The organism is Gaoshiqia hydrogeniformans (genome assembly GCF_049347105.1).
GTDB classification, from domain to species: domain Bacteria; phylum Bacteroidota; class Bacteroidia; order Bacteroidales; family Prolixibacteraceae; genus Gaoshiqia; species Gaoshiqia hydrogeniformans.
In genome coordinates this window covers 5,214,662-5,229,134 of record NZ_CP186334.1, presented here as the reverse complement: position 1 = coordinate 5,229,134, position 14,473 = coordinate 5,214,662, and the positions used below count along the sequence as shown (strand labels likewise).

The 14,473-nt window shown below is 45.0% G+C and carries 8 protein-coding genes; all 8 read left to right on the top strand.

Annotation, left to right across the window (positions count from 1 at the left end):
- The first annotated feature begins 51 nt into the window (after window positions 1-51).
- The 8 genes from ACOIT5_RS20755 to ACOIT5_RS20720 all read left to right on the top strand — a co-directional run bounded on the left by ACOIT5_RS20755 (window position 52) and on the right by ACOIT5_RS20720 (window position 14,463).
- Window positions 52-3,477, top strand: coding sequence for a TonB-dependent receptor (locus ACOIT5_RS20755; protein ID WP_423128080.1), 3,426 nt, complete (start codon window positions 52-54; stop codon window positions 3,475-3,477).
- Between the two features lie 25 nt (window positions 3,478-3,502).
- Entirely contained in the window at window positions 3,503-3,634 is a 132-nt protein-coding gene (locus ACOIT5_RS20750; protein WP_423128079.1) for a hypothetical protein, read from the top strand.
- A 70-nt stretch (window positions 3,635-3,704) separates the two neighbouring features.
- Window positions 3,705-4,841: an ISAs1 family transposase gene (locus ACOIT5_RS20745; protein WP_423126340.1), complete on the top strand. Its 1,137-nt coding sequence runs from the start codon at window positions 3,705-3,707 to the stop codon at window positions 4,839-4,841.
- 33 nt (window positions 4,842-4,874) lie between these two features.
- On the top strand, window positions 4,875-6,581 hold the full coding sequence (locus ACOIT5_RS20740; RefSeq protein ID WP_423128078.1) for a RagB/SusD family nutrient uptake outer membrane protein: 1,707 nt from the start codon (window positions 4,875-4,877) through the stop codon (window positions 6,579-6,581).
- A 307-nt stretch (window positions 6,582-6,888) separates the two neighbouring features.
- Window positions 6,889-9,513: a glycoside hydrolase family 9 protein gene (locus ACOIT5_RS20735; RefSeq protein WP_423128077.1), complete on the top strand. Its 2,625-nt coding sequence runs from the start codon at window positions 6,889-6,891 to the stop codon at window positions 9,511-9,513.
- 313 nt (window positions 9,514-9,826) lie between these two features.
- Complete coding sequence (locus tag ACOIT5_RS20730) at window positions 9,827-10,663, top strand: alpha/beta hydrolase (protein WP_423128076.1); 837 nt, start codon at window positions 9,827-9,829, stop codon at window positions 10,661-10,663.
- 20 nt (window positions 10,664-10,683) lie between these two features.
- On the top strand, window positions 10,684-13,299 hold the full coding sequence (xyl3A, locus tag ACOIT5_RS20725; RefSeq protein WP_423128075.1) for a xylan 1,4-beta-xylosidase: 2,616 nt from the start codon (window positions 10,684-10,686) through the stop codon (window positions 13,297-13,299).
- Between the two features lie 60 nt (window positions 13,300-13,359).
- Window positions 13,360-14,463, top strand: coding sequence for an alpha/beta hydrolase-fold protein (locus tag ACOIT5_RS20720; RefSeq protein WP_423128074.1), 1,104 nt, complete (start codon window positions 13,360-13,362; stop codon window positions 14,461-14,463).
- Window positions 14,464-14,473 lie beyond the last annotated feature (10 nt).

The window sequence follows — 14,473 nt, the reverse complement described above, 5'->3', positions numbered from 1 at the left end:
TTCACCACACAACTTTCCGCAAGTGTATATTCACAGCAAACAAGGTTGAAAGTGGACTTCAAAGAGGCAGCAATCAAGGAGGTTCTGAACGATATTGAGAGCCAAACCGGATTGACTTTCTTCTATAGCGGTGATGTCCTGGATATTGAGAGAACAGTATCTCTAAGTAGTAACAGTATGTTACTGGAAGATATTCTTTTGCTCATTCGGGAACAAACCGGGCTGTCGTTTGTAATTGTCAGGGACCAGATTTTGGTAAAAAAAGAGAGCGGGTATGATTATGCGAACCGCCAGCAACAACATTCTGTTTCCGGTCGTGTGACCGATTCATCTGGTTTTCCCTTGCCTGGCGTGACTGTGGTGATATTAGGCACCAATACAGGCACGATTACCGATTCGGACGGGAGGTATAATTTATCTGGTGTACTTGCTAACGCGACATTGCAGTTTTCATTTGTAGGAATGAAAATACAGGAAGTGCCGGTTGCCGGCGGAACGGTCATCAATGTCGTGATGGTCGAAGAAACCATTGGCCTTGAAGAGGTGGTGGCCGTAGGTTATGGTACGGTTAAGAGGAGCGATATTACCGGATCAGTTGCTTCGGTTAACACGAGAGATATGCTTCGAAAAGCTCCGACAAACATTTTGGAAGGTCTAAAAGGACAAGCCGCGGGTGTATTGGTTACAGCACAAGACGGCGCCCCGGATGCAAATGCAGCCATTCGTATTCGCGGTGTTGCAACGATTAACGGCAGCGCCAAACCACTGTATGTAATTGATGGCGTACAGGTCGGTGATAATGCAAATTTTCTTAATCCCAGTGATATCGAAAGCATTGAAATATTAAAAGATGCTTCGGCTACTGCTATTTACGGTTCAGCAGGGGCTAACGGCGTGATTATGATTACAACCAAACACGGAAAGGCCGGTAAGGCACACATTACTTTTTCGGTAGATTATGGTGTACAAACTTTATCCAAAACATTGGATGTTTGCGATGTAGATCAATACGCAAAAAATATACGTGTTGCCCGCGAAAATGACGGGGCCACCCTGGCAAATCAGATTTTTGCCGAACAATACGATGGTAAAAGAAAAGATATTGATTGGCAAAAGGAATTGACCCGCGTTTCCCTAAAACAACAATATAATCTTTCGGCTTCAGGAGGTACAGAAAAGACTCAAGCCAACTTTTCATTGAGTTATTTGAATAATGACGGCATTATTATCAATTCGAATTACCAACGATTGACCGCACGTGCCAATGTAGTGACTAAAGTGGCTGATTTTCTACAAATTGGCGGAGACATCAGTTTTGTAAATTCTGAAAACCACGGTAGTAATGTAGGTTGGGGCAACAACGGAAACCTTTCTTCACTCCGGGATTTGGCTTTTATATGCCCAACCATGGATTATATAGATCCTGCAACCGGGAAGCATGTGAGCCCTAACGTAATAAACGATAACGGAACTTACGGTGTCCCTATGCAAAGTTCTTTAGGTCAGTACGACGGGGGGTTGAGCGACAATGTTTATGCTGAACAGATGGAAAATAATGGTTTGAGCAGAAATAACCGGGTACTGACCAGCGCTTATGCTGATATAAAGTTGTATAAGGGTTTAAACATTAAATCGATAGCATCCTATAATTATTCAACAAGCGGCTATCAAAATTTTTACGGTAACAAACAACGTTACGAGCCGGATGGAGTGACACAGGTAGTTTTGACCAACTATGATACCCGTACCCATTTGGAAATTAACCAACACCAATATAACACGCTTGCCCTTGAAACTTATTTAACCTATAATTGGATCAATGACGTTCATAACCTGACATTAATGGCAGGTAATTCGGTCAGCAAATTTTTCGGGACTTATGTTTCAGCTTCTGCTGTTGGTTTTCCCGGAGAAAACATCCGGAAAATTAGCCTGACAAACGATATTGATTCAAAAACCGGCGACGGCTATTACGACGATGAAGTTCGCGGAATATCCTACTTCGGGCGTGCTTCTTATAGTTTAATGGATCGTTATATTGTAACAGCGACTATTCGCCGTGACGGATCTTCCAATTTTGGTTCGGGTAACCGTTGGGGTACTTTCCCCTCAGCTGCTTTAGCCTGGCGTATTTCAGAAGAAGATTTTCTGAAAAGCAATACTAATATCAGCAATCTGAAACTTCGCCTTGGCTGGGGACAGACGGGTAACTCGGGAAATGAAGGAGCTAAAGCTGTTGCAGGATTGACTTCAAATACGATTGCATATTATTTTTATCCCCAAGGTGGAGGCGCAGGTTTAGGTACAACACGCCAAACGGCTAACGGTACAGTTAAACTATTGGTAGATACTAACCTGAAATGGGAAACAAATGAACAAAGCAATATCGGTATTGATTTGGGATTGTTTGACAACAGCTTGAATATAACTGCCGATTATTTTATCCGGACATCCAAAGATTTATTGTTGTACCGGGCTATACGTCCTTCGGCTGGTTATACCGAAGTATATACCAACTACGGTGAAATCAGAAATAACGGTATTGAATTAAGCGTAAATTATAACAGACGGATTAATCGGGATTGGAGTATTGGCGGCACATTGACAGGTTCCAGCCTGAAAAACAAAGTTATAAAAATGGGTGCAGATTTGTTTAATTCAAACACCGGTACCACTAATGATGGTTCCAACGTAGGTGCTATTGGCGCTGATGCCGGCGTACACTGGACCGGTCACTCCATTTGTCGCGAAGGCTACGCGGTTGGTTCCTTCTACGGTTACGTGGTCGAAGGAGTATTCCAATCTCCGGGTGAGGTCAGTGCTGCCAACGCTGCTGCCGTAGAAGCGGGGCATGCTCAGTACCAATATGCAGAAACTACTGCCGGCGACTTTAAGTACAAGGATCTTAATAATGATGGTTTTATTGATGAACATGATAAGACCATTTTAGGTCATGGTTTCCCGAAAGTAAATTTTGGTTTGAATTTGAACACTTCGTATAAAAATTGGGATTTCTCAGTTTACTCTTACGGTGTAATAGGCCAAAAAATTAATTCTTACGCCGCGATGACACTCTCGAATATGGTTCAGACAGATAACGGCACGACTCCAAACATCTTGAAAGAGGCCGCAGAACAGGCATGGACTGAAACAAATCACAGTACTACGCTTTCCAGGTTGTCAATTTTAGACAAGAATTACAATATGGCGGCCTCTGATAAGTGGGTTAAGAATGGTGACTTCTTGAAAATCAGCACCATCCAGATTGGTTATAACTTTAATAAAATGATGCTAAACCCGCTGCGCCTTGAAAGTGCGCGTGTCTATTTTTCTATTCAGAATTTAGCCTGTTTCTCAAGTTATAACAAATATGGCGACCCCGAAGCCGGACAGGGAAGTGTACTTTATACAGGTCTGGATACAGGCCGGTATCCTTATCCGCGTGTTTATTCATTTGGATTGAATATTCAGTTTTAACCCTTGCACTTAAAAACGAAATATTATGAAAAAAGTATCAAAGATATTATGGGCACTGGCCATTATGTTGTTGTTTTTAGGAACAAACTCCTGCAATAACGAAGATTTTTTGAATGTCGATCGTTATTCTATTTTGGATCAGGGAAATCGCTTTTAAAATATTAATGTTCTTCATAGCTTGAATAATTATTACTATATTTATCACGGTTTTGGGTTTCGTCAAAAAAATGACTGTTCAAAACGCAGAAAATCGTACTAAACAAAATGTTTTCCAACAATTTTTCTCTACCTTGGAAGATCCCCGCAGAACAAACAAAGGCCATTTTTATTACCCGCTCGACGAGATACTTTTTCTTGTTATTGCTGCTGTGATCAGCGGTGCAGAAGAATGGGTCTCTATCCAGTTGTTTGGCAAGGCGAAGCTGGAGTGGCTCCGGCGTTTTTTTCCCTACAAGCACGGAATACCGTCCCATGATGTTCTCGGGAAGCTTTTCTGCCGGTTGGACCCGGTGCGTTTTAATGAATGTTTCATGGCCTGGGTCAACTCTATTTCTGATCTGACCAAAGGGGAGGTTATTGCATTTGACGGGAAAAGCATTTGCGGTTCAGGCCGGTTGGGTATACCCAAATCAGCAGTGCATGTGGTTTCTGCCTATGCCGCACAAAGCCGTTTATGCCTGGGCCAGGTTGGGGTTGACCAGAAAGAAAATGAAATTGTGGCCATTCCACAGTTGCTTGAACTACTTGCCATCAAAGGGTGCATCGTTACCATTGACGCGATGGGGTGCCAAAAAGAAATTGCCCGCAAGATCATCGGGCAAAAAGCCGACTACATTTTAATGGTGAAAGACAATCAAAAGGAACTCAAAGAACAGGTTGAGAAAATATTCCGTATCCAGAAAGATTGCACCCAGGACCAGACAATTGATGCCGGACATGGAAGAGTTGAAACCAGGACATGCCGTGCCACCGGGAAGCTGGACTTTATGGACGAGAAAGAACAATGGGAGGGGATACGGTCGGTGGTACAAATCAAGAGCGAACGGTATATTAAACAAACAGGGCAAACCAGTGAAGAAACCAGGTATTACATTACCTCCCTGAAACCAGACCCGGCAAAACTAAACCAGGCTATCCGTTCTCATTGGGCAGTAGAAAATAACCTGCACTGGTCTTTGGACGTGGTATTCAACGAGGATAACTTATTAAAAAAGAAGGATTACTCAGCGAGGAACTTTAATATTATTGCCAAAATTGCCCTGGCCTTGCTCGAAAAGGAACCATCACTTAAAGCATCCAAAAAAAAGAAAAGGCTCTTTGCTGCACTGAAAGACGATTACAGAGAAAAAGTACTCAAAGTTTAAAAGCGATTTCCCTGTATTTTGGATGCCAATCAAATGTTTTTAACAGACGCAGATGCCAAAGCTGGCCTTATTGGTTGCTACGATTTAATGCTGCCATGCGGGGACATTGATGGTGACGGAAATTCCGATGCTGATGGAGACTGGGGGATCAAACCAAATTTGTTTATAGGTTGTCACCCGACTATGGATACCCAGGCTACCGGATGGGACAAAGATTGGAACACGCAAAACTGGAATGCCGGTAGCGCTGAACTGTTAACCGGATGGACGCATGCTTATAAGGCAATCACAACCTGTAACGACTTTCTTGCCGGTCTGGAAGCTGCAGAGAATATTACTCCTGCCCTAAAAGTTTCGCTTGACGGTCAGGGCAGGTGTATCCGTGCATTCTTTTATATGTGGCTCGCAAAAGCTTTTGGGCGCGTACCTATGCTGGAAACGGGCGAAACTTATTCCAATACGCCGGCAAAGGCCCGGGCAAAAGATTATGCAGAAATGTGGGATTTTATCATTGAAGATTTAAAAGTGGCAGTTGACGAACTCGAATGGGAACCATTGAACGGAGAATACGGGCGTTGTACCAAAGGTTTTGCATTATCCTACCTGGGCGAGGCCTATATGTGGAAAGCATATCGGGTCCCGGAAGTGGCCGCAGAAAATTATCAATTGGCAGCTAACGCTCTTTTAGAAGTGATTAACAGCGGGAAATACGAACTGAACCCGTCATTTACGACCTTGTGGGACCCGGGAGCAGTCTGGACAAAAGAATCTATTTGGGAAGAAGTTCTTGACGAAGGTTCTCAATGGAACAGTTGGAATAACCTGACTGATGCCCATACCTGGCACACCTATTTTACCGCTTGTCCGGCAGTTGGCGGATGGGGCACGCTCTACCTTTCATGGGAATGGTGGAGTTCGTACGAACCGGGAGACAAACGTCGTGATGCTTCAGGCGTTATCGGCGCTGTGCCAAATATGACCCCTGAATGGAAATCCGCCACAAACTATGGGTACAATCCATATTTGCAGCAAAGTATCGTGGTGGCCGACTTATCGACTTCCCATTACAAATTCTCACAAAGCGGTGAGTTAGCTCCTGCAATCTGGAGCCTGAAAACCTGGCGTACCTGCCGTGCTGACTGGACGGCCATGTGGGGGCCTCAACAAATTTATTACAAACGTTACGCGAATGTTTTGTTTGACTACGCAGAATGCCTGTTCCATTTAAATGGAGAAAATGACGCAACCGCCTGGGGTATTATCAACGATATCCGCGACCGTGCGTTCGGTAATTTGGAAGTTGGTAAAAAAAGCATATTGACTGCTGCTTATCTTCCTTATTATCAGCAGATAGCCGCATATTATAACGCACCTGAGCTTACCGAATATCCCCTTCCTTTCAATGAAACCACAGTAACGGTCCCTGATGCAAAGACTTATTATACACAAGTAAAAACTGATAAAGGTTTTACGTCACCGGTTTGGTTGGTCGCGTTGGGTATGGAACGCCGTAAGGAGTTTAATACAGAATGGTGCCTGGCTCCGGATTTGATCCGGTCCGGGTTTATCGAAGATCACATTGCCCGGAACTATCCTAAAGGAGTAGGTTCTCAAGGCGATAAAGATTCATGGAATACTTATCGTACTTTTGATTTCAATCTTGCCAAGATGGACATGCCTATTCCTACGGAAGAGTTGTTGAAAAACCCACTGTGCGATCAAAACGACGCTTATAAATAAGCGTGTTAAGAAATAAACTGCATTTGACGAAGCTACGGCAAGTACAGGTATCGACATAAGTATTAATTGTAGAAATTAATTTTGGCAGTGAATATTAAATTTCCGGTAGATTAGAAATTCCTTCTGTCTACCGGAATATTTTTGCCATAAACACCTCCTGGCATAATATCCTGGTAAACTCTACTTGATGTTATGATGGTGCCCACGCTGTTTCTGCCGGAAGTTTTCGTTTTACATACATGTTGTCTTCAAAAACAACCATGTTCATAACTAAACCATTATGTCTGAACCGGAAAAAGAAAAAACCATGAACAAGTATAAAAAAACGGGAGATTATTGCGCTGATCTGTTTAAAACAATCACAACCCCTTTGAAAGGAATTGTAATCGCTGTTCTATCCGCTTTATTGTTGCTGTCGGGTAGTACCTACGGCCAGAAACTACAATTGAACGATTTGGAATATTTTGAAACCAAAGGTTTGAATGTGCTGGTATTCAGTAACGAGTATAACGGTATGTTTTTCGACGAGAAAACGGCCGGCATCGAAATTATTCATCACGGAGTAAGAACTTCGACCGGAGGAGCGATCCGGCTGCAGGATACGCCGGAACAATGGGACCTGGTTCCTTCGCTTGTTAATCGTACTATTGATAGGGCAAACCATACAATCCGGGTTGAATTGAGATACGAAGAGTTCGATTTTAATTCAATAATTGGTGTTACCTCCAAGGGAAGCGGGGTAGAGATCAGTGTTTTTCTGGATAAACCACTTCCGATGGCGCTTGAAGGGAAAGCGGGTTTTAACCTTGAATTCCTCCCGGCTTCTTATTTTGAAAAGACTTACCTGGTGGACGGCAAGCCTGGTTTATTTCCAAAATACCCTTCCGGAAATACGAAAGTTGAGCCGGCGAGTAAAAAAATACAACAGTTTGAAGGCCATATAACCTTTGACAACCGGGAACGTGAAGAGTTCATCGTGCCTTTGCCCCTTGCATCGGGTAGTACGATTGTTTTGGCCCCTGAGGATCCGGAGCGTTACGTTAAAATCCAGTCGGACGATGTTGTCAACCTGTTTGACGGGCGTAGCTTGGCACAAAACGGATGGTTTGTTGCCCGAAGTTTGCTTCCGGCCGGGAAAACAGGCCAGGTACTGACCTGGTACATCGAACCTAATGCCATCCCGGATTGGATACGAAAGCCGGTTATCGGATTCTCGCAGGTGGGCTATGTGCCTCAGCAGGAAAAGATCGCTGTTATTGAACTGGATAAAAACGATATTCCCGCGAAAACGGCATCAATTGTTAAAGTCACCGAAGATGGGCGATATGTTGAAGTGTTTAAAGGCGAAGTGGTTGAATGGGGTGATTACCTGCGCTACAACTATGCGAAATTTGATTTCAGTGCCGTAACAGAAACTGGAATCTATTGTATTTGGTATGGTGATCAGAAAACGAATATCTTCCCGATTGGGCCGAATGTGTACGCCGAAACCTGGCACCCGACCCTCGATGTCTGGTTCCCTGTTCAAATGGACCACATGCAGGTAAACGAAGCCTATCGTGTCTGGCATGGCGAGCCATACAAAGATGATTGTTTACAGGCGCCAACAAACCATCAGCATTTCGACGGATATTCGCAGGGCCCGACAACTGATACGAAATACAAGCCTTTGGAACGAATTCCCGGAATGGCCGTTGGCGGATGGTTCGATGCCGGTGACTTCGATATTCAGACCGGTTCGCACAACAGCGTTATTTCCAGTTTTGTAGAACTATGGGAGGAATTTAACGTGCAACGTGATCAAACATACATCGATCAGAAAACCCGTTATGTTGATATTCATCGCCCCGACGGACACCCCGATATTTTACAGCAAATTGAACATGGCGTTCTGAACCTGGTTGCACAGGTGGAAAATATCGGTCATCCGGTCCGCGGAATTATCGTCCCGAAACTACACCAATACCATCACCTGGGAGATGCTTCCACCGAAACGGATAACCTTCCGTATAATCCAAATCTGGAGCCGTACGAAACTGATGGCGTATCGAGCGGCACCCCCGACGATCGCTGGGCGTTTACCAACCGCAGTTCCTTTTTGGATTACCGGACCGCAGCAAGCCTGGCCGCGGCAAGCAGGGCATTGAAGGGCTATAACGATGAACTTGCTGGCAAGTGCCTGATTTATGCAAAAAAACTGTTGGAAGAAGCTGATGAAACGATGAAGAATCCCGGCAATGATTCTGATGAACCCTGGATGAGATTGATGGCCGGAAGTGCAGATTTGAACACGGTACTTCAGTTGTACCTTGCTACGAAAGACAAGAAATATTTAGACCGGTTTGAAGGAAAGATATGGACCATGCTTGATCAATCCGGACAGGGGCACGATTTTGGTCAAATGTTTTTTGCGGGCAGAAGCCTTAATCCGGCATTGAAGGCAATACCGTACATGGAAGATGCGTACAAGGCTAAATTGGAGAGTTATATCATTAAATACAAAGAATCGATAGCGGAAGTGAAAAAAGATAATCCCTATGGTTTGCCGATATCGCGCAGTGGTTGGGGTGGAAGCGGGATGATTGTTAACGCGGCCATTACCGGCTATTACGCGCACAAGGCTTTTCCTGAGATTATTGATCAGGAACATGTTTTCCGAGGGCTAAACTTTATTTTTGGTTGCCATCCTTATTCAAACATTTCATTTGTCAATGCCGTGGGAACCCGCTCCAAAAAGGTTGCCTACGGAAATAACCGGGCTGATTTTACGACCATTGCGGGGGGAATAGTCCCGGGCTTGTTGCTGCTCAAACCGGACTTTCCCGAAAACAAAGATGACTGGCCTTTTTTATGGGGTGAAAATGAAGTTACCATCGGCGGCTCTGCCGAATATCTGGTTCTGGTGAATGCGGTACTTGATCTTATTAAATAGGAAGTACGTGCTGAATTTCTAAAGCTTTGAATAATGAGGTATTCTGTTTCTGACGGATATTCTTTTCAGATATCAGACATCAAGGGTGCAATTATCTAAACTTAAAAATCATATATCTAAAATTGAAACTCATCGATACGTTAAGGCCCTAACTTTACACTGAATAACCTTAGGGTTCGTTTTGTTCAGGTACTTACAGTCTGTTAGTTGTGAAGGGTATGAACAATCGGATTTTATACATGATATTTGCACTCATTGCTTGTATGTGCCGGATGATATTTGTGTATTACAATAAAACTAACTTAAAGTAGCTATGAAACAAATCGTTTTTTTCGCTTTTTTTCTTTTGCTGTTTGGCCTGACGGCTTATTCGCAGGGCGAAGTCAAACAAGCCCCTCAAGGCTTCGATATGCTTCGCGAAGGTATTTCACATGGGAAAATCGACACCATCGTTTATATCTCAAAAACTGTTGGGAATAAACGAAAAGCGCTTGTTTATACACCACCAGGTTTCTCGAAAACTGAAAAATACCCGGTACTTTATTTATTACATGGTATTGGGGGCGACGAAAAAGAATGGCTCAATGGCGGCCAGCCCCAGGTGATCCTCGATAATCTTTATGCCGATAAACAAGCGGTGCCGATGATCGTGGTCATGCCCAACGGCCGTGCGATGAAGGACGACCGGGCTGGCGGAAATGTTTTTGATAAAGAAAAAGTGGAAGCTTTTGCCACATTTGAAAAAGACCTGCTTGATGACCTGATTCCTTTCGTTGAACAAAATTATCCGGTAATCAATGACCGCGAACAGCGCGCCATTGCCGGTTTATCGATGGGGGGCGGGCAGTCGCTCAACTTCGGCTTCGGTAATCCTGATAAGTTTGCCTGGGTGGGTGGTTTTTCTTCGGCGCCCAATACCAAAACGCCTGAAGAACTGGTGCCCAATCCTGATGAAGCGAAGAAGCAACTGAAATTGATATATATTTCATGCGGCGACCAGGATAACCTGATCCGGTTTAGCAGCCGCACCCATGACTATTTGCAGGCAAACCGGGTTCCTCATGTCTATCAAATAATTCCGGACGGGCATCACGATTTCAACGTCTGGAAAGATGGCCTGTACAATTTTGCCCAACTGCTGTTTAAATAATTCGATGCTCAATGCTAAACATGAGAACAAGTTTTTTCTGCATAACACGAGGGCTGTTTTTTTTATTGTGCATGCTTTGTACCGTAAATGCTTCTGCTCAACAATATCCCTTCCAAGACCCGGCTCTCAGTTTTGAAGAACGTGCCAAAGACCTCCTTTCGAGGTTGACCATGGAAGAGAAAGCCTCGCTGATGTGCGACCAAAGCGATGCCGTTCCCCGTTTGGGAATCGGCAAGTTCAACTGGTGGAGCGAAGCGTTGCACGGCTATGCCAATAATGACAGCGTCACCGTGTTCCCCGAACCCATTGGCATGGCAGCATCATTCAACGATGAACTGGTTTACCATATTTTCGATGCAGCGTCCGACGAAGGGCGTGCCAAATACCATCAGCATTTGCGCCGCGGCAACGAGAACAAACGCTTCCTCAGCCTTTCGGTGTGGACGCCCAATGTGAATATTTTCCGCGACCCGCGTTGGGGCCGTGGCCAGGAAACTTATGGCGAAGACCCTTACCTTACCTCGCGCATGGGTATTCAGGTGGTAAAAGGGTTGCAGGGCCCTGCCGACGGCAAATACCGAAAGTTGCTGGCCTGCGCGAAACATTACGCCGTACACTCCGGTCCCGAATGGAGCCGCCACGAGCTGAACCTCAACAATGTGAACCCACGCTTGTTCAACGAAACCTACTTGCCTGCCTTCAAAGCATTGGTGCAAGAGGCCGATGTGCGTCAGGTAATGTGCGCCTACCAGCGATTGGACGACGAGCCTTGCTGTGGCAGCGCCCGTTTGCTGCAACGCATCCTGCGCGACGAGTGGGGCTTCAAACACATTGTGGTGTCGGACTGTGGTGCCATCACCGACTTTTACACAACGCACAACGTATCGTCAACGCCGGTTCATGCAGCCTCCAAAGGAGTGTTGGCAGGCACTGACGTGGAATGTGTGTGGGAAAATTATCCGTACAAAACCCTTCCCGAAGGTGTTGAAAAAGGACTGATTAACGTAGAAGACATCGACAAAAGCCTGATGCGCATCTTGATAGGCCGTTTCGAATTGGGCGATTTCGACGATGATGCCATTGTGCCTTGGGCGCAAATTCCCGCTTCGGTGTTGAACTGCGACAAACACAAACAGTTGGCCTGCAAAATGGCGCAACAAAGTATGACGCTGCTTCAAAATAACAACAATATTCTGCCACTGTCGAAATCGTCGAAAAAGATTGCAGTGATTGGCCCCAATGCCAACGACGAGGAGATGTTGTGGGGCAATTACAACGGCACACCCATTCAAACAATTTCTATTTTGAATGGCATCAAATCGAAAATTTCTGAAAATAAAATCATCTATGACAAAGGCTGCGACCTGGTTGAGGACAAAGTGACGCAGAGCTATTTTTCACAACTGTCGTTCGAAGGTAAACCCGGCTTCAAAGCCACCTATTGGAACAACCCGTCTCGCGAGGGGAATTCTGTTGTCTCACAGCAAATTACAAGTGCGATAAAGAAAACTACAGCCGGGCAGCACGAGTTTGCTTCGGGCGTGAAGCTTGAAGGTTTTTCGGCTTTGTTCGAGGCCGAATTTACGCCCAAAACATCAGAAGAGTTGGTGTTTAAAGGTGGGGCAACCGGTTATTTCGAGTTGATTGTCAATGGTGAATCATTGCAACGTTACAACAACTGGCGAACTCTTCCGGCACGTATGCCTTTAAAAGTTGAAGCTGGTAAAAAGTACAAAATTGAAATGCGTTATGCCCAACTCAACAACTGGCAAGCCAACATCGAAATTGACTTCGGAAAAGAGGTGGATGTTGATTATACGGCTCTGATTAATAAATTGAAAGGCATCGAAACCGTGGTGTTTGTGGGCGGCCTTTCGGGTAAGCTCGAAGGCGAGGAAATGCCCGTTTCGTATCCCGGATTCAAAGGGGGCGACCGTACCAACATTGAGCTACCTGCAGTTCAGCGCAATTGCCTGAAAGCCTTAAAAGAAGCCGGGAAGAAAGTGATTTTTGTAAACTGCTCAGGTTCGGCCATCGCTTTGGCGCCCGAAACCGAAAGTTGCGATGCCATCCTTCAGGCCTGGTATGGGGGCGAAATGGGCGGACAAGCCGTGGCTGATGTGCTGTTTGGCGATTACAACCCGGCCGGAAAACTGCCCGTCACCTTTTACAAAAATTCCGATAATCTGGGCGATTTCGAAGATTATTCGATGAAAGGGCGCACCTATCGATACACAACCGACTATCTGTTTCCATTCGGTTTTGGCTTGAGTTACACCACGTTCGAAATAGGAAATGCAAGCATCAGCAAAACAAACATCAAAGCCAATGAAAATGTGAAGTTGACCATTCCTGTAAAAAACACGGGCAAACGCGACGGAACCGAAATTGTACAGGTTTATATCCGAAAGATGAACGACCTGGAAGGGCCGCTCAAAACCTTACGTGGATTTCAACGCATGGAATTGGCAGCCGGAAAATCGGAAACAGCCACCATTGAACTTACGCCCGCATCGTTTGAGTTCTACGACTGGACTCAACGTCAAATGGCTGTAACGCCCGGCGAATACGAAGTTTTGTACGGAAATAGTTCCGATGCGAAAGATTTGAAACATTTAAGTGTGATCATTGAATAATGCGTTTTCAATGTATGCTACATGTTAAACCTAAAAATAGCAAACCAATATTCAATCAAAATGAAAAAACTTATATTAATTTGTTTATTTTCAGTGTCATATGTTTTCTCGATATGTCCGTTAAAAGCAAATGCACAGGTAGTTGAAGACTTTAAACCATCTTCGGTTAACCAACCGGGCAGCGCGTATCCTCAGGTGAATTCTGAAGGTCGCGTACGCACTCAAATTCTTGCGCCCGATGCCAATTATGTCCAGCTTGACATTGGCGGGGTGAAGTACGATTTGGTGAAAGACGAAAACGGGCTTTGGACAGGCGAGTCCGCACCGCAGGATATAGGTTTTCACTATTACCAGTTGAATATCGACGGTGCTTCGGTGCCCGATCCCGGCAGCCTTTTCTTTTTCGGCGCCTGCCGTTGGGGAAGCGGCATTGAAGTACCTTCCGATGATCAGGATATTTTTGCCATGAAAGAGGTTCCGCATGGCCATGTTCATGAAATTTATTTTCCTTCGGAAAGTACCAAAACTGATCGGAGGGCTTATGTTTACACGCCTCCCGGTTACGATAAAGCATCATCGGAACGGTACCCGGTGCTGTACCTTCAGCACGGCTATTGCGAAAATGAAACGTCGTGGCCCGTTCAGGGGCGTGCCAACTTCATCATGGACAACCTGATTGCCGAAGGAAAAGCCAGGCCCTTTATTATTGTAATGACATACGGAATGACCAACGAAATCAAATTCGGAGGACTGCGCGATTTCGATATCAAACCATTTCAGACGGTACTCGTTGACGAATTGATCCCATACATTGATGCGAACTTCAGAACGTTGGCCGATCAGGAAAACCGTGCCATGGCCGGCCTTTCGATGGGAGGTTTTGAAACGCGGCTGGTCACTTTAAACAAGCCCGATGTGTTTTCATATTATGGCTTGTTTAGCGGTGGTGTTTTTAAGCCTGAAGAGCTTAAAGATCATTCAAATTTGAAACTCGTTTTTCTGAGTTGCGGAAGCAAAGAACGTCCCGATGGCGTGAAAAACGCTGTGTCAGATTTAAAAGAAGCTAATTTCAACGCCGTTTCATACATTTCGGAAGGAACAGCCCATGAATTTCATACCTGGCGCCGCAGTTTGCACCAGCTTGCCCGGTTGCTTTTCAGGTAGTTAAACTTTA

What these genes read in the sequence shown, in the direction of transcription:
- xyl3A (WP_423128075.1), top strand. Translation starts at nt 10,684, where the DNA reads ATGAGAACAAGTTTTTTCTGCATAACACGAGGGCTGTTTTTTTTATTG.
- ACOIT5_RS20750 (WP_423128079.1), top strand. Translation starts at nt 3,503, where the DNA reads ATGAAAAAAGTATCAAAGATATTATGGGCACTGGCCATTATGTTGTTG.
- ACOIT5_RS20740 (WP_423128078.1), top strand. Translation starts at nt 4,875, where the DNA reads ATGTTTTTAACAGACGCAGATGCCAAAGCTGGCCTTATTGGTTGCTAC.
- ACOIT5_RS20745 (WP_423126340.1), top strand. Translation starts at nt 3,705, where the DNA reads ATGACTGTTCAAAACGCAGAAAATCGTACTAAACAAAATGTTTTCCAA.
- ACOIT5_RS20730 (WP_423128076.1), top strand. Translation starts at nt 9,827, where the DNA reads ATGAAACAAATCGTTTTTTTCGCTTTTTTTCTTTTGCTGTTTGGCCTG.
- ACOIT5_RS20735 (WP_423128077.1), top strand. Translation starts at nt 6,889, where the DNA reads ATGAACAAGTATAAAAAAACGGGAGATTATTGCGCTGATCTGTTTAAA.
- ACOIT5_RS20720 (WP_423128074.1), top strand. Translation starts at nt 13,360, where the DNA reads ATGAAAAAACTTATATTAATTTGTTTATTTTCAGTGTCATATGTTTTC.